The sequence below is a fragment of the Megasphaera paucivorans genome, from assembly GCF_900103535.1.
Lineage (GTDB): Bacteria > Bacillota > Negativicutes > Veillonellales > Megasphaeraceae > Megasphaera_A > Megasphaera_A paucivorans.
Window position 1 is genome coordinate 48307 of sequence record NZ_FNHQ01000003.1, and the last position, 23689, is coordinate 71995.

Below are 23689 nucleotides of genomic sequence, written 5' to 3' on the forward strand. Positions count from 1 at the left end.
GGGCACAAAAAAAAACAAGAGTTGGAATAATCCAACTCTTGTTTGTGTTCTTTACTACTAGGACCGTTTTTCGCGAATACGTGCAGCTTTGCCTGTGAGACCGCGCAAATAATGCAATTTTGCACGACGGACAATACCGCGGCGAACAACTTCAATTCTTGCCAAACGAGGTGAATGTACCAAGAAAGTACGTTCCACTCCTATGCCATACGAAATACGACGAACCGTGAATGTTTCACGGACACCGCCATTTTGACGGCCGATAACAAGACCTTCAAAAATCTGAATACGTTCCCTATTGCCTTCTACGACCTTTACATGTACCTTTACGGTATCACCGGGGCGAAAATCAGGAATGTCACTGCGAAGTTGTTCTTGTTCAAGCACACTGATAATGTTCATTTATATTTTCCTCCTTGAGACATTCGTGCCCTGCGGCACCATCACAAACATGGCACATCGCGAAGCGGACAGAGGACTGTCTAGATTAACAGAGTTATTTTATCACATAATTTACTTGTTGGCAATACCTTACTTCTTTTATTTCGCTGCAGTTTGCGCATTTACCGGTACAAAAGACTTATCCATATGGGCAATAATCGCTTTATACTTTTCTTTTTTAGACAATGGGTAGGCAATGCCAAAGGAAGCATAGGTGTCTTTATTTAAAACCACTTTTTTATAATAACTCATATTATCTTTTTCCCAAGCAATAGCATAATAATTCTTTCCCATGGATTTATTCGTAAGTTTCGGGAAATTAATGATACCCATATCCACATTATAAAGATTCTGCAGGGTAAAATGCATTGTATTCTCCGCCCCATATACGGTATATGTTGCCCCATCCGCAGGATCAATAAAATTACATCCATCACCGTTTGTTGAAGGAATCGCTTCAGTAGCGGTCACGGGTATATCAACAGCATATTGAAAACGTGAATTTTCATACCGGTAGTAGTTGGCATCATTCGTTTTCAATACCTCTACTGTATTAATATCGTCATTATCAGCTCCGTTAATATCCGTTGTATTATCGGCAGCAAAAGAAGCTGACATAATCAGCATTGTAATAGCCGCGATCAACAATACTATTTTTTTCATTTTAATCCCTTCCTTTCAATTAAAATTGTACATTTACTATACCATATTACATCACATTATACTATTAAAAAAAGTCACAAAAATATTACAAAAAGTTAAGATAGTTTCTTTATATCTCCCAGCGGACTAATAAGGCTGAATGTCAATGCCAGAAGATAAAGGCGATTATTCTTAACTTCTTCCTGTTTATGCATGACAAGTACATGATCAAGAAATTCGTTAATAGCCGCCACTCCTTCCTGCAAAACAGCAATAACACCATCATAATCATAGCCAGCATATAATGCAGACAGTTTAGACTGCATATACTCGCAGGTTTGATACAGTTTCTTTTCTTCCGCCGTTTCAAACAATTCTGGTTTTACATCTGTAATTTTCGTATCTTTAATCATGTTTTCCACACGAGTAAAAGCCTGTAATATATCAGTCTGGCTCATGATGTCAGCATTCGTCAGCGCTTGTGCCCGCTGTTCTGCCTCCGAAGCATCCAGCGTATCCGCACAAAGGACACAATCAATGATATGATAATCCATTCCTCTCTCTTGGAAAATATTTTTCAGACGCAAACGAAAATACGCATTGAGTTGTTCTACGATTTTCTTTTGTTTTTCTGCCGGAACACCTAAAAGATTTAAGATAAAACGAAACACTTCGCTGCAGTCCAGTTTCCAATGAGCTTCCATAAGGATGTTCAAAATGCCAATAGTCTGACGACGCAGTGCAAATGGGTCCTGCGATCCTGTAGGAATGAGGCCCAAACTAAAGGAGCCGGCAATAGTATCAAATTTATCAGCAAGACCCAAAATTTTACCCATCACCGTTTGCGGCAATTCATCACCGGCAAAACGCGGCAAATATTGTTCATTTATTGCTAAGGCAACTGCTTCCTTTTCGCCATCAATGCGGGCATATTCCATTCCCATAATACCTTGCAATTCTGTAAACTCTGCCACCATTTGCGTTAAAAGATCCGTTTTAGCTAATTGAGCTGCTCTCACTAATAAAGTATCTTCTATCTCAACGATAGAAAGTGTATCCTTCAAAAAGACAGTAATTGCTTCCAGGCGTTTTGCTTTATCATAAAGTGTTCCCAATCCATCCTGGAAAACAATTTTCTTCAAATCTTCAACACGATCAATCAATTTTGTTTTCCGATCTTCATCAAAAAAGAATTTTGCATCATCCAGACGTGCACGAAGTACACGTTCGTTCCCGTGTTGAACGGTTTCTAAATGATATGCATTACCATTCCGTACAGTAAGAAACATATTCATTAATTTCCCATCTTTATCTTTCATGGGAAAATACCGTTGATGGTCTTTCATCGGTGTAATGATAGCCGCTTCCGGTAATTGCAGAAATGCTTCGTCAAAATTGCCGCATAACGCGGTTGGATATTCAACTAGATACATGACTTCTTCGAGCAGGTCTTTATCCATTATGATTGTCCCGCCTTTTTCTTCTGCCAATTTCTGCAATCCTGACAGAATCATCTGTTTCCGTTCCTCAGGATCAACAATAACGAAATGTTCTTTCATGATTTTTCTATACTCTTTCATGGAAGAAATCAAAAAATCTCCATCACTTAAAAAGCGATGTCCGCGGCTTCGATTCCCGGTATGTACATGCGCAATTTCAAAAGGTATTACATCTGTATCTAACAGTGCTACCATCCATCGGATAGGGCGGACAAAACGAACATCTTCATTCCCCCAAATCATGCTTTTAGGGAAGTTCAAGGATAGGATAATATTTTTTAAAATATCCGGAAGTAATCCTTGAGTGGGAACTCCGGCACAGGTCACGTTAGCATATACATATCCATTTTCAACGACCAAATCTTCTACATTTATTTTCTGACCGCGAGCAAATCCCAAGGCTGCTTTGGTGGGATTCCCCGCAGCATCAAACGCAATTTTAACAGAAGGTCCTTTATTTTTTGAAAAAATATCTTTTTGCTTATCTGCAACTTCGCTGATACAAAGAACGATACGGCGAGGCGTCCCCAGGGAACATATAGTTCCACAGGAAATATTCGCTTCTGCAAATTTTTCACCAGCCAGTTCCTTGATCTGCAATAACACATTTGGCATATAGTGAGCTGGTATTTCTTCCGTGCCTATTTCCAGCAATACATCTTTGCTCATTTACTTATCCTCCTTTAACATAGGAAATCCCAATTTTTCTCGTTGTTCCAAATATCCTTTGGCACAAGCACGCGCCAAATTACGAACACGTCCTATAAAAGCAGCCCGTTCACTGACACTAATTGCACCGCGTGCATCAAGGAGATTAAAAGCATGGGAACATTTTAAAGCATAATCATAGGCTGGAAGAACAAATCCCGATTTAATAATACGCATAGCTTCTGTTTCATATAAATCAAATAAATGAAACAAAAGTTTTGCATCACTAATCTGGAATGCATAGGTAGATTGTTCCACTTCATTTTGATGAAAAATATCTCCATATGTAATGCCTTCCGTCCATTCCAAATCATATACATTATCTTTTTGCTGTATATACATGGCCAGCCGTTCCATGCCATATGTTATTTCTGAAGAAACAGGCTTGACATCAATACCGCCAACTTGCTGAAAATATGTAAACTGTGTAATTTCCATGCCATCCAGCCATACTTCCCAACCCAGCCCCCATGCACCTAATGTCGGTGATTCCCAATTATCTTCGACAAAGCGGATATCATGTTCTTCTGCTTTAATGCCAAGTTTTGCCAAACTTTCCAAATAAAGCTCTTGGATATTATCAGGCGATGGCTTGCAAATAACTTGGAACTGATGATGTTGATACAATCGATTCGGATTATCGCCATAACGTCCGTCAGCTGGCCGGCGTGATGGCTCTACATATGCCACATGCCAAGGTTCCGGTCCCAAAGTACGCAAAAAAGTTGCAGGATTCATCGTACCCGCTCCCTTTTCTACATCATACGGTTCTTGAATAATGCAGCCTTGGGAAGACCAAAAGTGTTTCAATGCAAAAATCATTTCCTGAAAATTCATCTGTTTTCCCTCCTAAAATACAAAAAATCCCTGTAACATTAATAAATGTTACAGGGACGAGTACACACTTACCCGCGGTTCCACCCTGATTGGTCGGTAAGACCCACTTCATTCTTTCGGCTTTTACGCATTCCTATCCGGAACTTCCTGCCGGAGCCTTCGAAGCGCCTTCAGCACACAACAGGCTCGCACTATTCCTGTTTCGCTTTTATATGCCTACTACTCTCCTGCATCGCTCATATGGACCATCTTAGCAAACTTGTCCGAAAAAGTCAATGACGAAACAGAGGGTCGCCCTGCCTCTTTCAATAATTCCGGATGACGCAATAAATAAGCCGATAAATTCCGTTCTGCTTCAGAAATATGTATATACGGAGTATTTCCCATATTTACTTGTTCACCCGATATCGCCGCAAGCATCTGATAATAATTATCACTATAATCACCGATTGCTTCAGCTGTCAGCCAATGATATGGTGTAACCACACGAGAAAGCTTCTCCGTAAGCGGCGGTACTAATGAATAATATTCAAACCCTGCTGGTCCTATCAATTCCATAATCGTAGGCATAATATTCATATGCCCGCCAATCATATTACCCGCCAAAATATTCTGTGTAATATCAGGATGCTGCATCATAAACACCGGACAGTGCAGTTCTCTGAACGTATATGTCCGCTGCATAAGCGATGTATGCTGCAATTCGCCGCAAGAACCGCCGTGATCCCCCGTGAAAATGAATAAGCTGTCCTTATAGCACCGTTTCATCCGCTCTATAAAGTTGCTGATAGCCTGATCAGAGTACCAGAAGGTTCCCAACACAGATTGTATACCCTTATTATGCTTCACATCATCAGGAGCATCCGGCATAATGCGTTCTGTATCAAAACCCAGTTCTCCTAAATTCATCTTGTACGGGCCATGGTTGGACGTAGTGTATACAAAATGAAACTGCAACGGATGAACATCATCCTGTTCAATCAATTCTGCGGTTTTATCAAGAAAAACACCATCATACACACCCACCCAGCTCATCGGCGCGTTCGGACCGCAAAAATCTGTCGCAGCCATGGCCCGGTCAAAACCGCACGCCGGGCAAAAATGCTGAAAATTTCCATGTGCCAAACTGCCGCCATACCAATAGGAGGAATGATATCCCAGTTTTCTAAGCTGCACCGGCAACGACGTCGGTACCGTTCCCCGCCAAAAAGCCTCCCGTTCATTCAGCTCCAGCCCTGCATCAAATATCCCCGACATAAGACTCACGATCGAAGGTCTGGAGATAATACCTGCGGAAAGAAAATTAGATATTACGGCTGCGGAAGGATCATTCATTAAAGATTTTATTCCGTCCGCAACATGAAGTGATTGTAAAAACGGATCTACATAGTTTTGCCCGTAACTTTCTCCCACAATAAGAAAAATGTGAGATGGCGGCTTAATCATTGATCCTTTAGCTATTCGTCTGCTCATATATACCGGATTTTTTTGGATAGGAAGAGCTGCACCTATTTCTTTGGCTGCCGTTTCAAAAGACTGCATATCCTCTTCATCTGTGTGCTTTAAAGAATCATTCATTGGATGTTCTGCCAAATATTCCAACGCAACTAAATCGTCCATTGCCGCCTTGGAAAGAAATACATCGTTTTTCACAATATCCGGGATAGTATCCCATTCCGGTTTATCATCATGAATCAAAGTCCCGCCATATCGAAAAAAATAAAAGCCCAGACCTACCACCAACACAATAAGTACATTAAAACCATATGACACCACAGGCAAAGAAAAATGAGGATATGCCACGGAAGGAAATCTAATCAGCAGCGTTAAAATAATCCAGCATGCAAAGGTATACGGAATTGCTCCTAAAATAGCAGTCCAGCCATGATATTGGTTTAAAAAGACATCTATTAAATTGCGTTTATTAGCCTTGCGTCCCAATAAAACCAATCCATTAAATGTATCATGGAACTGAAAATAAAAAATCATTTTTCCCACAAAAGCTGCATATAATATCGCAGCGTATATAGTTCCGCCCATTAAACGAACGAAGTTTGCATGGCTATGCCAATAGGGGAATACTAACCCCGGAAGCGTTATCAGCAGTAAGGAAAATAAAAATACATAGGCATTAAAATCCATGCCCCACCAAAAACCAAAGCGAAAACATTCTTTTACTACTTTCCACTTTCCTTTTAAAGAATATGGTTTATATGTATAAATAAATATCCCGCGAAAAACAGCACAAAGAACAGGAAAAAAAACAAACAATTTAATGTCCTGCTGCATAGAAATATAAAATTGCTCAAACATGTAATAACTCCTTTATTCTCATAATAAAACTATTTGCATTAAAATAGTTTTCTATACTCTCTCATTATAATTAAACTGTAGAAAAAGTCAAATAAACTTTTATGTTATCTTTTTATTGACGAAGGACAGTAACTATGATAAGATTTTTATGTTGACTCTTGGAGCGGTATCGAAGTGGTCATAACGGGGCTGACTCGAAATCAGTTGATCCGAAAGGGTCCGTGGGTTCGAATCCCACCCGCTCCGCCATTCATAAAGCGCATCATTAAGCTGTTTGTCAGACTTGATGGTGCGTTTTTATTTTTCTTATTTTTCGGATTTTTCCCGACCTTCTACCCCAATCGTCATTTTTCTGCATCGGCCTAAAAATGATAATTTTCTCAAATATACAAAGTGCTTCATAAATATATAGCGCACAAAAATAACCCCCTGAATAATCAAACAGGGGGTTGGATTATTTAATAGCGTTCATTCTCTTTTCAGCTACAAAGTAATAATTTCTTACCTACATACACATAATGCATGATATTCATATAATTCTACACCTCAACTTGGTCCAATGGTATCTCGGTTAAGAACCCTTTACATATTTTATCAATTTTATTTATTGCAGTTATTACTATATTATAAGAAATAAATCTTCCGGTTTCATTCTTTTATGAATTTAGTATTACACTTGAATTACTCGTTAAAATACTATTTCTTAATTCCGGTGCACTTTCTAAACCAAGTCTTGCCAGACTATCAATAATTAATCTTACACTTGTTTCATCTGCTCGAGCTGAAATCAAATCTCCAACAATTTCAGCCACTGTATCGCGAGGGGAAAACGGACAGTTCGCCGACATAATTAAACAATTTAAAAGTTTAGCAATATCATCAGGATATTGCTTCGCTAATTTTTTTTTATCAATCTTCCAATATAGCAAAACATCATTTATACACGGAATGGTAACATTACAAATATATGATACAAATTCAGGAATATGTTTGTTCATAAAAGGTAACCAGCCAATCATTTCTTCAATTTCTTTATCTTCTAAAGCTAGCGGCACCCCTTCAATACGATTTTTTAAGTACTGTTGAAGCCATTTATCCCATACCATCTGTGCTGCATAACAATCACTTTCTAAAATTAATTCAAAATATGCTTTATTATCTTTTGTTAATCCATTATAATATTTTACATTTTTATGTATTTTAGAAATACTATGGAGTATAAATTCAGTCAATTTACCCCCTGTATTATTTATTGCTTCTTCAGCCCATTTTTCACTAATTGTGTCATCAATCACTTCACCCTCATCAATATAAATCTTCAACAATTGATAGGCAAAACATTCTGCATGGATAATAGATTCTAAAGGAATACCATCCGATTCTTTTTGGATAGAACTCAAAAGCAATTTAGCAACATTATTTCCAATATATAATAGGTCTTTATGTTGTTCAATCAGTGACAATATCTTTTCCCACTGCTCTGGCAAAATTTTTCCTTTCTCAAATCCTTCAAAAATACCGCCCCATAAATCACTTTTCCAAAGTTCTTTTTGAGATAAAATTTGAAATAGACTAACTCCCCAATCAAAATTACTCGCCACTACTTCCGCTACAACAGTAATAAGACCACACCTACTGGGTTCATTGAATAAATTAACCGAATTTTCCTTGAATTCAATCAAAAAATCAATAATTTCACTTGGTTTTTTATTAAGTAGTTCTTCTTTTTGAATAGGGCTTATAAATGTCTTAAACTTCGCTTTTGGCTGAATGTATAATGGTCTCATAAATTAAGACATTTTGGGAGCCCGTTTATAATGAACCTGATATACTGTAGATAACACTTGAAAGAAGGTTCATTTATGTCCCGGAAAAGAAGACATTTCACAGCAAAATTCAAATCGGATCTAGTTCTCGAACTGCTCAAGGGCGAGAAAGATCTCCATGCAATAGCTATAGAAAATAGCATACAACCAAATCTTTTGCGAAACTGGAAAAAAGAATTTCTCGATAAAGCCTCTGTTGTATTCGATGATTCCCGAGAGGAGCATATCAGAGAAAAACTAGATGAGGAACGCAAAGAGAAAGAAGCATATGCTAAAAAGGTTGGCCAACTCACCATGCAGGTGGACTGGTTGAAAAAAAAATCTACAGAACTGCTTGGACCTGGCTACGAAAGTAAATTTAGTCCGAAACCTTTTGATGACTAAAGAACTTCCCGCATAGAAAGGCGCTGAATTACTTGAAGTAAATCGTACCAGCATCTACTACCAAGGCACACCTATTTCATCAGAAGAGCTTGCCTGTAAAGCTGTCATAGATCGTATTCATACGGATAATCCCGCTTGGGGGGCGCGTCAAATGTCATCCCAACTCAAAAGCCTCGGTTACTTGGTCGGCCGCAGGAAAGCCCGTCGGTATATGACGGAAATGGGTATGGACGCGATATATCCAAAGATAAATCTGTCCAAACGTATGCAACAGGCGAAGGTATGCCCGTATTTGCTGCGGAATGCTGTAATAACTCGGCCAAATCAAGCATGGTCAATTGACATCACCTATATTCCCATCAAACGAGGATTCCTTTATTTAACCGCTGTCATCGACTGGTATAGCCGATGCATTGTTGGCTGGGAAGTAGATGACACATTAGACACCAGAATGGTCACCCATGCGCTCAAAAGAGCATTTAAAGTTGCGAAACCGCTAATTTTAAACTCAGATCAGGGTTGCCAGTTCACTAGCAAGGAGTATATTAAGTTTTTAAAGGAAAATAAGGTGCGCCAAAGCATGGATGGCAAGAGACGCTGAGCTGACAACATCATGATTGAACGTTGGTTCCGAAGTTTCAAGTATGAGGAAGCTTAGCTGACTCAGTATGGCAATCTCAAAGAGGCGCGTCAAGCAATTAAAAATTATATCCAGACCTACAATTTTAAACGGAATCATTCAGCAATTGATTATCAGGCTCCAGCTACGCTGTACTATCCAGCAATGCTAATAGATTATGCCACGGCTTAAGGTTCATTATGAAATCTTTAGATTTCTGTCTTGACAAATGAGCCATTATACAATTCGGTATCACCATATTCACTGACTACCGTCTTCTTGCTATGCCCGTTACGACGATTTTCGGTTTGTTTGGCAGAGTTTTCATTTTTACCATAACCCAATAACCCAGAGTGGTATCCATTTCAGCTTCCAGCATTTCCTGCATAGTTTCACTGAATAGATCCTTAAGCATTGCCGAAATATCGCGCTGGTTGTCTTCATGTTTCGCTCTTTAATGAGCTCCCGAATTTGTTCTTTCGTTAGTAGTCCCATGCTTTTGACCTCCATATCTTCATTCTACAGATTTTTTTCAAAAGCACAAACTATTTTACACTACCTATTTTTATTACTGCATCTTGATATAAAAATACATTTTTCCAATTCTTGAATCATAACATCATTGCTGTTAAATTTTTACTTATCAAACTTATCAATGTATTCTTGATCTATCTCAAACGACGCGGAAGGAACTAGTTCATATTTTTCATCGTAGATTTCATTTAATTTATTAGGATCTACAAATCCTTCATAATGCTTATCACTTTCAGTGTAATTTTCTAATTCAAAATGTCCACATCTATGATATCTGCATTTTTCTAATTTTGTTTTATCTATCATAAAAAATCCCTCCTTCATACCATATAACATATTAACAATATAATAAAAGAACACTCGAGCTGCGAGTGTTCTTAATTCCTATAGTAGAAGGTTTATCCGTCCCCACCTTCAAAAAGGTCGTTCTGTATCACGTTACATGTTATAGCTCCTAAAGGGTTTTATTTCATATATCCGCACTCGATAAATGTTTGAAATCGGTTTGGTTTCAATCATCACCCCTTGTATTTACACTATACCACAAATATAAAATAAAAGATATCGTTCATTAAAATGAATAATTCCCCCCAATACTCACTTTCTGCACTATCATTATGTAATCAGTGCTTAGAATATTATTTACAATCGCTAACACTGATAACACTAATATCTTTCAGATTATACCTATATTCTTTAAATACTGTTTTTTTCTTTGTTTTTTCAGCTAATGTAATATAATTCATTTTAGAATCATGTACTTTACAAATACCTTCATGTAAAGCTCTGTTACTAATTACTCGAATTTTTAAATACTTTTCTAGATATGATGTCATATAATATCCCTCCTAATAATAAGAGAAACGCAGAATCTATAAAATATTTCCAATTAACTAGCCTATACTTATTTTCCTGCACTACTATTATAACATGTATTTCTTGTCCAAACCTGCTACAATTCTGCTATAAATCTGTCCGAATCTGCTACAAGAAAAAAGTTATTCACAAATATATTTAATACAAGCTATTCTTTATTGTATGGTTTCCCATCTATTTCAATATGTTTCCCAAATAGTGGAACTTACTATCAATTCTTCTGCAAGCATCTTCAATACTTTTATCATTTTCTAATAGTTCAAAAATTATTTTTTCCATTTCCGGGGTACATACTCCATTATTTTCATTGTACAATTTTACATATTCCCTATTCAAATCATCTTGTCTTTTTTTTAATTCTGCTATTCTTTGATCTAATGCATCATTTAATTTTTTCATCTCAAACATATGCTCATCTATTCCAGTCATTAAAACACATTCTTTCTTCGAAAGAAAAAATTATCAATAATAAATTTTCATATTATATTTATTAAATAATAACTGCGTACAATAAATAAGTCAACTTTAAAATAAAAAATCTGTCTGCACCGGAATATCTTCTGTTCCAAACACCATCTCCGCCAATATTTCTAGTACCTTTTCACTACGCTTGCGGCAGTATCCTTCTGAACAATTCACACAGGCTGCTGTCATTTTCCACGACATTTCTTTTATATATTTATTGCAAATAATCATTCGATCCGATTCTGTCAATGCTTCTAGTGACCGATTTAGTCGGTTCATGATAGGTTCTTTCTCCGCAAGTTCTGTCCGAAGTGCAGCAATCTTGTTTGGAATTTTCTCTTTCTTGAAATATTCCTGTTCTTGCTGACTTAGATCACTACCATTGCCGCCGGGTGCAAAAGATAAAGATGGAATTTTTGGTGCCGCATTTAGTGACAGCATGGCTTCATAATCAGCAATATCCGCCTTCACGTTTTCTATATACGTCATCTGCTCCTGATAGTGCTGCAGATAGTATTTGATTACCGCTACATTTTTACTACGATCCATGCTCTATTGCCTCCTGCTATTATAATGAAACAATGTCAATCAGTTCCCCCGGTTATCTCTCTTGATCAAATTTTTAAGTTATAACATGCTAAAAGTTTTAATTTTGCAGTATCTTTGTTTGATGAAGTCCTTCCGCTTTTCCCTTATCATAAGCCCTATATGCTACGACAACTACAAGCGCAGCTAAATCCATTTTCCCAATAGATATATATTTTAATTCGTCCATTGTATTAAATATTATTGTTTCAATTTCGCTTTTTTTAGTCATAATTCACTCTCCTTTGTAATTATTTTGCATAAACACAAAACGGAACTGACAACTTTATGTTATCAATCCCGTTATACTAGGTATATTAATGTATGAATATACAATAATCATCAAAATATCAATGCTTTTTCTTTGATTCTAATTCCGCAATACGCTTATCAGCATCCTCATCACTCATATTACATACATTGATGAGACCGCCATCTTTACCGGTAACCTCAGTTTCCTGCTTATCACCCCAATCATTCCGCTTACTATTTTAAATTTACAAACAGTTTAAGACAACTGCTTATCTAATTCACATATCTTCTGTAAAATTTTATGTTGTTTTTCATCAAGAGCCGATATATCTAATTTTTCAATAGAGTTCCATTCTCCTTCTGATCCATAAAAATATTTTCTTGATATTATTGTGATTATTTCAAAAAACATTACTTGTATTAAAGAAATCAATAAAAACCCATTTTTAGAATACCATGTTGGAGAAAAAAAATTGTCACTAATATCTGTATTTACTATATCTAAAAAACTCGCCCCATGTATATATTGAGGCATAAAATCATATAATTGATCATACATAAACATAAGACTATCATCAAAGAACAAATCACCATTTAGCCGTTCATTTAACATAATACTCATTTGTCGCAAGGAGTACCTTTTAATTCTATGATCTTTTAAATATTCAAAAACAAAATACCACGGACCATAAAATTTATCTTTCGCAGCATTGTTTAATTCTTCAATCGTGTCTTTTATCAATTTTGTACTTACATTGGACGAAAACTGTTCAAAAAGTCGATTAACTTTTTCATAAGTAGCTTCAGTATTATATAAAACATCTATTACGACATCGGGATGATCTTGTGCGTACCGATTACCTCTTTGAATATCTCTTCTTCCTTTCCAAACAGAAAATACGGAATAACATTTTGCTTTAATATTTATTTCATCTTCATCAACCATTAAATAATTCATTAGTAAAAATACTTCATACATGGTTCTCACTGTAGGTATTGCATTACGATGAAGATTATTACCACAAAGAATTTGTACTCCATATAATAAATCTGTCCATTCTTTAAAAAAATGAAGAAATAGTGCATCACCTTCTGTAATTAACTTCTGATCAGTTTTGCTCTGTCTATTTTTATATTCATCCAAGAAAATCTTTCCTATACGTTCACATTCTCGTATACAGTTTTTTAATATTTTTGCTGATAAATTTCCATAAGCTTCGAGATTATCCATTTGTTCTCGTGTCATTAAAATATCGCCTCTTTATAGAGATAATATCACAAAAACAACTAAATTTACACTACCAATTAAAAAGCCGCCACTGCATCAAGTGACGGCTATCCAGAAAAGAGACATTGAATCATAGACCTATGCAAACTCATTACTTGTAGTAGTATTTACATAATTCTACTGTATATAGTATAACAGCTTTTTACTACTCTTATTATTCAATTAAGCTCTCATGTATTGATCAATAAAAAATCTTACGGTCAAACATTGCCTATCTTAAAATAGTATTTCTTATTTTTTCTTCAATTATTCGATTCCATTTATATTATAATATTTTCGTTTTAAATAGGTCGCTGCATTCACTAAACCAATCATAACTGGTACTTCAATCAGTGGTCCAATTACAGCCGCAAAAGCTTGATCAGAGGCAATACCAAACACAGCCACAGTGACTGCAATAGCTAATTCAAAATTATTACTGGCAGCAGTAAATGCTAAAGTGACTGTTTGTTCATATTTAAAATTTGCTTTATATGATATATAAAAACTAGAAAAAAACATAATCACAAAATAAATTAAAAGCGGGATAGCTATACGAACAACATTTATCGGATTATCAATAATTTCACTACCTTTGGTCATAAACATAATAACAATGGTATACAACAACGCAATTAAAGCCAACGGTGAAATTGTAGGTATAAAAACTTGTTCATACCATTTTTGTGTTTTTGCTCGTATAAGTCCAAATCTTGTAAAAAATCCTGCAACGAACGGGATTCCTAGATAGATTAACACACTTTTAGCTACATCTATCATTGATATTGTAATATTCTGCTCTCCCCAAGACATGCCCAACCATGCGGGAATAAGTGTCACAAATAAATATATATACACCGCATATAACAAAATTTGGAAAATAGAATTGAGTGCTACCAGCGCCGCACAATACTCATTATCCCCATTAGCAAGTGTATTCCATATAATGACCATTGCAATACACCTTGCCAATCCAATGACAATTAATCCGATAGCAAATCCGGGCATATCGCCCAAAAATAATACCGCCAAAATAAACATTAAAACAGGACCTATAATCCAATTCTGAAAAAGTGAAAACACAAATATTCTTTTATTTTTTATGACTTTCCCAATTTCTTCATATTTAACTTTAGCAAGCGGTGGATACATCATAACGATAAGACCTATTGCAATGGGCCATGATATTGTCCCTGTACTAAAAGCACTTAATGATTCTGCTAAATTAGGAGATAAATAGCCACAAGTTACACCTAATCCCATAGCAATAAAAATCCACAGTGTAAGAAATCTATCTAAAAAAGATAACCTATTTTTTTGTATTCCCATCGTATTTTTTCTCCTTACTCAAATTCAAATACATACAAGTGCTAGTTTTAGGACATATATTTCCCAGAGAAGATGTTTCTAAAATATCAACTGGTACAGCATCACGCGATATGGAGATAAAATCATATCTACTTAAATAAGTTTCCGCTGTATTAGTTAATAAGTAAACTCCTTTACATCTTTGTTCCCTCAATATATTTAGAACATACTGTATTAATTTACTGGCAATCCCTGATTTTTTAAACTTAGGACAAACGGCCAATGAACGCAACAAAGCAACATCATTGTAAATTTCAAAACCCAATACTCCCATAATAGAAGTACCTTGTGCAATATAATATTTTCCCGTATCATCACTGACTCCACTAACAGGTAATCCACTATGCTCTAACAAATTATATATTTGTGGAAAATCTTTTTGTTCAGCAATTTTAATATTGAAATCAGCCCCCTCTACTAAAGATTGCGCAGGTTTTTTTGCACGAATAAATGCACTAATCAATGCCCCATTCCATTCTTCAATTTCGTTCGTTATGTTTGATGATACTCGCTGTTGCATAAATAGTTCTGTTAAATCATACGTTCGAGTTGTTCGAACTTCAATGTTTTCGAACCCTGCCTCTTTTAATTTTTTTTCATATTCTGTATGTAATAACGCACCGGATATGCACCCAGCCCATGAAAATAAATCACGTCTTATAGTATCAGGTAATGGTTTTGTAATAACAATATCAGATACAGCTATGCGTCCTCCCGGCTTGAGAACTCGATATATTTCTCTAAAAACTTGATCCTTATCTCCTGACAAATTAATAACACAATTAGAAATAACAGCATCTATTTCTCCATCCGGCAAAGGAATTTCTTCAATATATCCTTTTAAAAACTCGGCATTGGCTATATTAGCCTTATTTTTATTAGCGTTAGCTTCAGCCAACATTTCATCTGTCATATCAAGTCCATATGCTTTACCGGATGGACCAATTCGACGTGCAGAAAGCAATACATCCAGCCCAGCACCGCTTCCCAAATCAAGTACAGTTTCTCCAGCATGCAAGGAACCTAATGCCGTAGGATTGCCGCAACCAAAAGAAGCAGCTATCATGTCTTGCGGCAATCCTTGTATCTCCTCTGTTGAATATAACCCGCCCGTAATCGTATTTTTAGAATCATTGCTGCATGAATCACCGCAACATACACGATTCGCACCCACTATTGCCTTAGCATATTTTTCACGAACAACCTCTCGCAATTCATTATCTTTCATAATATTTTCTCCTCATGTTGTTAAATCAACGTAAAAATATTGTTTATGTGATAAATCAAATTTATTTCACTACAAATCCTTGTGTTTAATAATAGATACAGTATTTAATTTAGAATTGAGATTATAACAATTCCAACAATTTTTCACCTTTTACTTCAAACGGTTTCCATGGAATAACCGCATATTGACCATCGGATATGTTATCTACTTCATGGATCCATTGCAATTCAGCTGCGGCTTTTGCCTTCAAAAAATCACTTTTTGTGTCTGCCATTGAGTAACTGGCATTGATTACCCACCATTTTACGGCAAGCCCTGCCCGCTTTAGATCATCCAATAATCGCTTTGCTTCATAAAACGGAGTCGTTTCTGCAAGTGTTACAATAATAACTTCGGTTTCATTGGGATCTTTTAATCTGGGAAGCAATTCTTTTTCTGCATCCGATACAGCTCCCCCGGAATTTTCTATCTGCTGATTGTAATTTTGGGTAGATTCCAGTAAAAGGATCGTATGTCCTGTCGGTGCTGTATCCAGTACAACGATTTCGTCCCGACTCTTTGCAACAATATCGGCAAATGCACGAAATACGGCGATTTCCTGTGTACACGGCGACCTAAGATCTTCCTTGACATATTCAAGATCATCCTCCGGCATAGTCTGGCGTGCTTTCGCAAGTACTTCTTCCTGATATTTCTTCAATTCGCCCTTTTCATTGATATGACTGACAGATATATCTTTTTCCTGTCCCATGACAAGGTTTAAATGATCAGCCGGATCCGTGGTAGCAAGACGCACCTTTTTCCCTTTACGATGCAGTCCCAGAGCGATAGCCGCTGCGATTGTCGTCTTTCCGACTCCGCCTTTCCCCATTGTAAAGATTACTTTTTTATTTGACGCTTCAATTTCATCTACTACATCCGAAAGCGTGTACGCATTTGAATGCTGTAAAGTGGACACAACAGGGGTATGTCCGGAATAGGAAAGCAGATGTCTGACATTATCCAACCCAGTAATATTATACGCGCGCAACGGTACCATCGTGACAGATTGTCTTACTAAACTCTGGGGTATTTCCTGCAATGCCTCTTGTTGTTTTTTAAATAAAGCGGTTTCAACTGTATCATTTGCATCATATGTTTCCAAAAGACCATTTATTACAAGCACTTGATTACGGATTTCTAATGCTTCCAGTTCATGAGAAGCCCGCTGTGCTTCCCGTATCGGTGCCGTTTCCGGCCTGGTAACAAGGATGATCGTAGTGAGACGGTTATCTGCCAACGTATGAACCGCTTTCTTGTACATTTCTTTTTTATCCTCTAAACCGGACAGTTGTCCGAGGCAAGAAGCCCCATGTTTGCTTTCGCTGATAAAACCGCTCCATGCAGACGGAAGCTGGAGCATGCGGAGCGTATGTCCAGTCGGTGCCGTATCAAAAATAATATGATCGAATTCTTCTGCTTTTTCCGCATTTGTCAAAAATTCAGAAAATGCGTTAAATGCTGCAATTTCCACCGTACAAGAACCAGATAGCTGCTCTTCTACATTTTTAATGGCAGAATCCGGTAATTTTCCGCGATATGCACCAATCACTGATTCCCGGTATTCCGCAGCAGCCGTCAGCGGATCCAGATTGGCAACAACCAAACGTGGGACATCCGCAATAGCAACACCCGCATCATTCAACGGGATACCGAATACATCCTGAAGATTAGAGGCAGGATCCGTACTGACAAGCAGTATCTTTTCCCCTGCATCCGCCAATGATACCGCAGTCGCACAGGCAATAGAAGTTTTTCCCACACCACCTTTGCCTGTAAAAAATAGATATTTCGTTGCTGCTGTTTCCGCCGGATCATATAATGCTATTTTCATAGCCACATTCCTCCTTAACAACAATCGTCCGAACCACAATTACAGGTGGAATTCTGTACCGTATCCGTTTTTGATTGTACTATATCAATACCCACCTGAAGATATTCCGCAAATTCCGCATTGGTAAGATACCCACCTTCCTTAACAATCGCGCCGTCCACCATAGTTACCGGAAGTATTTCCATTCCTTTGTCATTCAGTACTGTATTGATAATTGTATTTTGTACAAATGCCTGCGGTTCAGAAGACAAATTATGCCTTATAATATGAATTCCTTCTTTTTTTAAATTTTCAACAACTGCTGCCACCCGGATTAATTCTGGATTCACGGAAGGACCGCATACCCCTGTCGAACAACACATTGCCGGTTCAAAAATTTCAATTTTTTTCATCATTACTCACTCCTTTAATAGAATTATCACAAACGTTGTTTTCTTCCTGTATCCACTTATGCAGATTATCCATATCTTTTTGATATAATTTAATTGTTCGCAATTTATCATAAACTAAGCTGTCCAGAAATTTCTCTTTTTTATCTTTTTGCATGGAATAATAAGACCACTGTGCTTGTTTTCTATCTTTTACTAAACCAACATTCTTGAGATAAATAAGATGGCGGCTTGCTTTGGCCTGCGTAATTTGCAAAAGTTCCATTATAACACAAACACAAAGTTCATTTTCATATAATAGATTTAAAATTCGCAAACGAGTTTCATCTGATAGTGCTTTTAATTCATCTATCAATTTTTCTTCCATATTTTCACCTTTTCTCTATTGTATATTTGTATAATCGTTTATACGAATATAATATACCATTTTTTTTAGAAATGCAAGCAACTATTTTAAGTATATTCAACATACATTAACAAATATCAATACCAATAGATATAAAAACCGCACTAAATAGATAGCTGTAACAAAAAAGGTTCTGCTCCAGAGCAGAACCTTTTGCATGTAACATACAAGTATAAATTTTCCTGTTTTTTTATTTCACAGCTCTATGCTTTCGGATAAAGTCATTCGTCAAATCGTATGCGTTTCTTATGAAACAACGGACATAATTCGGCAAAAACAACGCCTCCTAAAATCAAAACCGCTCCTAAAATCTGCAGCAATGATAATATCTCTCCCAAAAAAACTGCAGCAAAAATCAATGCAGAAAACGGTTCTAAATACCCAAAAATCGACACAGTTTGAGCTGGTAAATATTGCATAGCCGAAAAATACAGATAACAGCCGATTCCCGTGTTGATAACACCCAGTACGATAACAGCCAGTACACTTTCCAATGAAAGTACTCCTATCTGCGGATGCATGCTAAACGTTACTGCCCCGACCATTACACCTCCTATGAGCAATTGACAAAGAGTCCCTTCTAATCCATCCACTCCCTTCATCTTTTTATTAATAATGACCAGCAGAGCAAAACATACCGCGGATAATATACCGCTCATCAGTCCCCATGATACTCCCTGTGATTGCACACTGACACCATTGACGCACAGCATTCCCGCGATGACCGTCACCATTCCTGCCGCTTTTATTACAGTAATGCGTTCATGAAATAACGGTACGGACAATAGAAGTACCATCACAGGACCACTATAACAAGCAAGTGTTGCCAAGCTTACGCCTATCTGCGTATATGATTCATACAGAAACAGCCAATTTCCACCCAGCGCTAATCCGGCTAATATAAGTTTGCCCCATACCCTTCTCGGAGGACCCGTCCATATTTTTTGCTGTCGCCACATCAGCAGCAGCAACAGAAATATGCTTCCCATAACCATACGGCTTAGAACAATAACATAACTATCCAGCGCAATATAACTGGCAATAATGCCATTGGAACCAAACAGTAGTACTGCCGCTAAAAACTTTATGTAATTCCGGTTCATGCCATGCTCCTTCCCATATATCTTTTTTGTTATATTACTTTATTTTTGTGTTCGTCGTCAACGTATACCGGCCAAAATAATAAACGCAAAAGGAAGAGAAAAAAGGGTATTTTCCCTCCCGTCTCTTCCTTCTGCCAGTTAATTATTACTAATTAACACCGAAAAACAGTATTTTATTCTTTTATGATCGAATTTACAATATCTGTTTCATCATTTCGGTCACGTATCGCATCAACACCGGATTCACCGGTTCGGATACGAATTGCATTGTCAACAGTAGTAACAAAAATCTTTCCATCGCCAATATGACCTGTGCGGCAAGCTTTTTCCGCTGCTTCTATCACTTTTTCAACAGGTATTTCACTCACTACGATCTCTACTTTTATTTTTGGCAATAAATTAATCGACATTTCCTGCCCACGGTATATTTCCGTATAACCATGTGAAAGACCGCAGCCATAGACTTGCATGACAGTCATACCGGTAACGCGGATAGCATACATCGCTTCTTTTAAATCATTCAGTTTTTCCGGTCTTGTAATGATTTCTATTTTATTGATCTGCCCCATAATATTCCTCCATTCACCAATCCGTACATGGCCAAACTATATGTCGTGCACTACGACTTGTTTTTGGTAACCGACGGATGATTTGTCGATGCAATCATGGCACCAAAACTATCCATCATAACATATCCACGTTCACCATGTTCTGTAACATCAAGTCCAACAATTTCCTTTTCAGGACTTACTCTGATTCCGATAAGAGTATCCACAATTTTAAGAATGATAAGTGTCATAACAATACCGAAAACGATACAGGAAAGAGCGCCGATTGCTTGAATGCCAACCTGTGCAGCATTACCGGCAAATAAGCCATTAGCTCCATCCGGGTTGACCATAGTAGTGCAAAACAATCCCGTTGCAATAGCTCCCCACAAACCACCTACACCATGAACACCAAATGCATCCAAAGAATCATCATATCCAAAATGCTGTTTTACAACAGCAACAGCAAAGAAACATAAGACACCTGCAACCAGACCAATAACAAGACCTGCCAAGGGTGTTACAAAACCGGCAGCAGGAGTGATTGCAACTAATCCGGCAACAACACCGGAAGCTCCGCCTAAAACAGTCGGTTTGTCATGAACAATAGCTTCCACGGCTACCCATGAAACAGCTGCACCGGCGGCAGCTACCTGAGTAGCGGCAAACGCATTAGCTGCCAGGCCGTTCGCCCCTAGTGCACTGCCGGCATTAAAACCAAACCAGCCTACCCAAAGCATCGCAGCGCCAAGAACAGTCATAGGCATATTATGTGGTATCATAGCTTCTTTTCCGTACCCTTTACGTGTACCAATATACAAACATGCTGTCAAGCCGGAAACACCGGATAAAATATGAATACACGTACCTCCTGCAAAATCAAGGCAGCCAAGAGCTCCCAGCCAGCCGCCGGCGCCCCAAACCCAATGTGCCGCCGGAGAATATACAAAAAGACTCCAAAGAGCAGTAAAAAGAACAAATGCCGAAAATTTTACACGTTCTGCGAAAGCCCCTGTAATAAGAGCAGGCGTAATCACGGCAAACATCATTTGGAAACAAGCAAAAGCCAGATGCGGCACCGTTTTAGCATAATCTGCACTCGGTTCCATTCCAACACCTTGGAAACCAATCCAGTCCAATCCACCAATCAAGCCTCCGTGGTCTGGTCCAAATGCCAGTGAATACCCTACCAATATCCATAATACAGAAACGAAACAAACAATAAAGAAACTCTGCATAATCGTAGCCAATACATTTTTGTTCCGTACCATCCCCCCGTAAAATAAGCCAAGGCCCGGGGTCATCCACATGACCAGTGCTGCTGAAATCAGCACCCATGCCGTGTCGCCCGTATCAATGGCAGAAGCTCCATCGGCAGCCAAGGCTGGTACGGCAGCTAAAGCAAAAATAAATGATAATGCCAAAATACCCCTGATTTTTTCGACTAAAGTATTCATAGTATTCCCCCTCTAAATTTACTTCACCGGAAATAATAAAGCCCCTGTATTTGTGTTTAACAAATACAGGGGCTTCATTGCCAGTTAAATTAAATTTAAGCTCATTCTACATTAAATATTTGCGGCTGTCAATAAATATTTTTTGTATACATTAATGTTTTCACCGCAAATTCATTTTTATTTATTACGAGCTGCCTTTTTACGATCATGCTGATCAAGAATAGCTTTACGCAAACGTATGCTTTTCGGTGTTACTTCAACCAATTCATCATCATTAATCCATTCTAAGGATTGTTCCAAACTCATAACCCGTGCCGGAACCAAACGCAATGCTTCATCGGCAGAGGAAGAACGTGTATTACTCAAATGTTTCTTTTTACAAGGATTGACATCAATATCCACATCACGATTACTTTCGCCGATAATTTGACCTAAATAAATTTTCTTGGTCGGCTGAATAAACATGGTTCCACGATCCTGGAGGTTAAAAATACCATAGGCTGTTGTTTCTCCTGTTTCGAATGCAACCAGAGATCCCCGTGTACGTCCAGGAATTTCGCCCTTCCAAGGTGCATATCCGTGAAAAACATGGTACATAATGCCGTTTCCCTTCGTACCGGTAAGAAATTCCGAACGGAAACCAATAAGACCTCGGGCTGGAATGATAAATTCCAAGCGTGTATATCCTGCAAGATCTACCATATTTACCAGCTCAGCTTTACGAGTCCCCAGTGATTCCATAACAGCCCCCATAAATTCCTGAGGCACATCAATTGTCAATTGTTCCAATGGTTCACATTTACGGCCGTTGATTTCTTTAAGAATGACACTGGGTTTACCAATCTGCATTTCATACCCTTCACGGCGCATTTCTTCTATAAGAACTGCAATATGGAGTTCCCCGCGTCCAGATACCTTAAACGCATCTGCACTGTCCGTTTCTTCTACACGCAGACTAACATTGGTTTGTACTTCGCGGAAAAGCCGATCACGCAGATGGCGGCTGGTTACAAAATCTCCTTCTTGTCCGGCAAAAGGACTATCATTCACATAGAAAACCATAGACAATGTCGGTTCATCAATGTCGATAGTAGGCAAAGCTTCCGGGTTTAATGGATCTGCCACCGTTTCCCCAATTTTGATATCTTCAATACCAACAATAGCCGCTATTTCTCCCATGTAAACTTCTTCTGTTTCAGATCGCTTCAATCCTTCATATGTATATACCCGGCCAATTTTTGCTTTACGCTGGCTTTCACCATCTGTAATAACAACCTGCTGATTTGTTTTCATTTTGCCGCGTACAATACGTCCAATCGCAATTTTCCCAACGTAATCATCATAGTCAAGTGTTGTCACCATAAATTGTAGGGGACCTTCCGGATCTCCTTTAGGGCACGGACAGTTTTCAATAATACATTTAAAAAGAGGTTCTAAATTATCACTTTCGTCCTCCATATGTGCTTTAGCGATGCCATCACGTCCGTTAGCATAAATGACAGGAAAATCAAGTTGATCATCATCTGCTTCCAGTTCCATAAATAATTCCAACACTTCGTCTTCTACTTCTTCAACACGAGCATCCGGTTTATCAATTTTATTAATGACAACGATGGGTTTTAATTTTTGTTCCAACGCTTTTCGCAGCACAAACTTTGTCTGCGGCATAGGTCCTTCAAATGCATCGACAAGAAGCAATACGCCATCAACCATATTTAATACTCGTTCAACTTCGCCGCCAAAATCGGCATGCCCCGGAGTATCAACAATATTAATTTTCACACCTTCATGCATAACCGATGTATTCTTAGACAAAATTGTAATGCCACGTTCACGTTCAATATCACCAGAGTCCATCACGCGTTCAGCTACTTTTTCATTAGCACGAAAAACATGGCTCTGTTTCAACATAGCATCGACTAAGGTTGTTTTACCATGATCGACGTGGGCAATAATCGCTATATTACGTATATCCTTACGTTCCATCCTGCAGTCCTCTCCTGTTAACTAACACTATAAATAGATTATAATAGATTAAATTGTAACTTAATAATTATATCACATGAACC

The 23689-nt window shown here is 37.7% G+C and carries 23 protein-coding genes, 1 tRNA gene and 1 pseudogene; 4 read left to right on the top strand and 21 right to left on the bottom strand.

Annotation, left to right across the window (positions count from 1 at the left end; genetic code table 11):
* Window positions 1-57: 57 nt before the first annotated feature.
* The 5 genes from rplS to BLR11_RS02240 all read right to left on the bottom strand — a co-directional run bounded on the left by rplS (window position 58) and on the right by BLR11_RS02240 (window position 6440).
* Entirely contained in the window at window positions 58-402 is a 345-nt protein-coding gene (gene rplS, locus BLR11_RS02220) for a 50S ribosomal protein L19 (protein ID WP_091647810.1), read from the bottom strand.
* A 138-nt stretch (window positions 403-540) separates the two neighbouring features.
* Window positions 541-1104, bottom strand: coding sequence for a hypothetical protein (locus BLR11_RS02225; protein WP_091647812.1), 564 nt, complete (start codon window positions 1102-1104; stop codon window positions 541-543).
* A gap of 95 nt (window positions 1105-1199) precedes the next feature.
* Window positions 1200-3251, bottom strand: a complete 2052-nt coding sequence (gene glyS / locus BLR11_RS02230) for a glycine--tRNA ligase subunit beta (protein ID WP_091647814.1) — start codon at window positions 3249-3251, stop codon at window positions 1200-1202.
* Window positions 3252-4127, bottom strand: a complete 876-nt coding sequence (gene glyQ, locus BLR11_RS02235; RefSeq protein WP_091647815.1) for a glycine--tRNA ligase subunit alpha — start codon at window positions 4125-4127, stop codon at window positions 3252-3254. It lies immediately after the preceding gene.
* A 219-nt stretch (window positions 4128-4346) separates the two neighbouring features.
* Entirely contained in the window at window positions 4347-6440 is a 2094-nt protein-coding gene (locus BLR11_RS02240) for an LTA synthase family protein (protein WP_091647817.1), read from the bottom strand.
* Window positions 6441-6600: 160 nt separating this feature from the next.
* On the opposite strand from BLR11_RS02240, the gene BLR11_RS02245 reads away from it, so the two are divergent.
* Window positions 6601-6689 (top strand) — tRNA-Ser (locus BLR11_RS02245).
* A gap of 407 nt (window positions 6690-7096) precedes the next feature.
* Here the strand turns inward: BLR11_RS02245 and BLR11_RS02250 are convergent.
* Window positions 7097-8227: a DUF4020 domain-containing protein gene (locus tag BLR11_RS02250; RefSeq protein WP_091647818.1), complete on the bottom strand. Its 1131-nt coding sequence runs from the start codon at window positions 8225-8227 to the stop codon at window positions 7097-7099.
* Window positions 8228-8302: 75 nt separating this feature from the next.
* On the opposite strand from BLR11_RS02250, the gene BLR11_RS14200 reads away from it, so the two are divergent.
* From BLR11_RS14200 to BLR11_RS14705, 3 genes and pseudogenes are all read left to right on the top strand, one after another.
* A complete protein-coding gene (locus tag BLR11_RS14200; protein ID WP_218118690.1) occupies window positions 8303-8650 on the top strand; it encodes a transposase in 348 nt (115 codons plus the stop codon).
* 37 nt (window positions 8651-8687) lie between these two features.
* Window positions 8688-9251 (top strand): annotated as a pseudogene (locus tag BLR11_RS14205) (IS3 family transposase); the annotation flags it as partial.
* A 57-nt stretch (window positions 9252-9308) separates the two neighbouring features.
* Window positions 9309-9461 (top strand): integrase core domain-containing protein, encoded by a 153-nt coding sequence (locus BLR11_RS14705; protein ID WP_218118698.1) that lies wholly within the window; start codon window positions 9309-9311, stop codon window positions 9459-9461.
* A 444-nt stretch (window positions 9462-9905) separates the two neighbouring features.
* Here BLR11_RS14705 and BLR11_RS02260 read toward each other — a convergent pair whose 3' ends face one another.
* The 15 genes from BLR11_RS02260 to typA form a co-directional block, all read right to left on the bottom strand.
* Window positions 9906-10109 (bottom strand): hypothetical protein, encoded by a 204-nt coding sequence (locus BLR11_RS02260; protein ID WP_091647820.1) that lies wholly within the window; start codon window positions 10107-10109, stop codon window positions 9906-9908.
* A gap of 332 nt (window positions 10110-10441) precedes the next feature.
* Window positions 10442-10639, bottom strand: a complete 198-nt coding sequence (locus BLR11_RS02265) for a hypothetical protein (protein WP_091647822.1) — start codon at window positions 10637-10639, stop codon at window positions 10442-10444.
* Between the two features lie 214 nt (window positions 10640-10853).
* The gene (locus BLR11_RS02270; protein WP_091647824.1) at window positions 10854-11108 is read right to left on the bottom strand and encodes a hypothetical protein; all 255 of its coding nucleotides are present in this window, start codon (window positions 11106-11108) and stop codon (window positions 10854-10856) included.
* Window positions 11109-11204: 96 nt separating this feature from the next.
* A complete protein-coding gene (locus BLR11_RS02275) occupies window positions 11205-11693 on the bottom strand; it encodes a sigma-70 RNA polymerase sigma factor region 4 domain-containing protein (RefSeq protein WP_091647825.1) in 489 nt (162 codons plus the stop codon).
* Between the two features lie 97 nt (window positions 11694-11790).
* A complete protein-coding gene (locus BLR11_RS14085) occupies window positions 11791-11961 on the bottom strand; it encodes a hypothetical protein (protein ID WP_176762839.1) in 171 nt (56 codons plus the stop codon).
* A gap of 276 nt (window positions 11962-12237) precedes the next feature.
* Entirely contained in the window at window positions 12238-13227 is a 990-nt protein-coding gene (locus BLR11_RS02280; RefSeq protein WP_091647827.1) for a DUF5677 domain-containing protein, read from the bottom strand.
* Window positions 13228-13515: 288 nt separating this feature from the next.
* Complete coding sequence (gene arsB, locus BLR11_RS02285; RefSeq protein ID WP_091647828.1) at window positions 13516-14577, bottom strand: ACR3 family arsenite efflux transporter; 1062 nt, start codon at window positions 14575-14577, stop codon at window positions 13516-13518.
* Window positions 14558-15844 carry an arsenite methyltransferase gene (arsM, locus tag BLR11_RS02290; RefSeq protein ID WP_091647830.1) on the bottom strand — a complete coding sequence of 429 codons (1287 nt, stop codon included), beginning with the start codon at window positions 15842-15844 and terminating at the stop codon, window positions 14558-14560. Before arsM ends, arsB begins: the two co-directional genes overlap by 20 nt.
* Before the next feature lie 121 nt (window positions 15845-15965).
* A complete protein-coding gene (gene arsA / locus BLR11_RS02295) occupies window positions 15966-17717 on the bottom strand; it encodes an arsenical pump-driving ATPase (protein ID WP_091647832.1) in 1752 nt (583 codons plus the stop codon).
* Between the two features lie 14 nt (window positions 17718-17731).
* Window positions 17732-18112: an arsenite efflux transporter metallochaperone ArsD gene (gene arsD, locus BLR11_RS02300; protein ID WP_245675054.1), complete on the bottom strand. Its 381-nt coding sequence runs from the start codon at window positions 18110-18112 to the stop codon at window positions 17732-17734.
* Window positions 18096-18473 (bottom strand): ArsR/SmtB family transcription factor, encoded by a 378-nt coding sequence (locus BLR11_RS02305; protein ID WP_091647835.1) that lies wholly within the window; start codon window positions 18471-18473, stop codon window positions 18096-18098. Before BLR11_RS02305 ends, arsD begins: the two co-directional genes overlap by 17 nt.
* 260 nt (window positions 18474-18733) lie before the next feature.
* Entirely contained in the window at window positions 18734-19615 is an 882-nt protein-coding gene (locus tag BLR11_RS02310) for a DMT family transporter (RefSeq protein ID WP_091647836.1), read from the bottom strand.
* 173 nt (window positions 19616-19788) lie between these two features.
* Entirely contained in the window at window positions 19789-20184 is a 396-nt protein-coding gene (locus BLR11_RS02315; protein WP_091647838.1) for a P-II family nitrogen regulator, read from the bottom strand.
* Between the two features lie 50 nt (window positions 20185-20234).
* Window positions 20235-21620 carry an ammonium transporter gene (locus BLR11_RS02320; RefSeq protein ID WP_091647839.1) on the bottom strand — a complete coding sequence of 462 codons (1386 nt, stop codon included), beginning with the start codon at window positions 21618-21620 and terminating at the stop codon, window positions 20235-20237.
* Window positions 21621-21797: 177 nt separating this feature from the next.
* Entirely contained in the window at window positions 21798-23606 is a 1809-nt protein-coding gene (gene typA, locus BLR11_RS02325) for a translational GTPase TypA (RefSeq protein WP_091647841.1), read from the bottom strand.
* Between the last annotated feature and the right edge of the window lie 83 nt (window positions 23607-23689).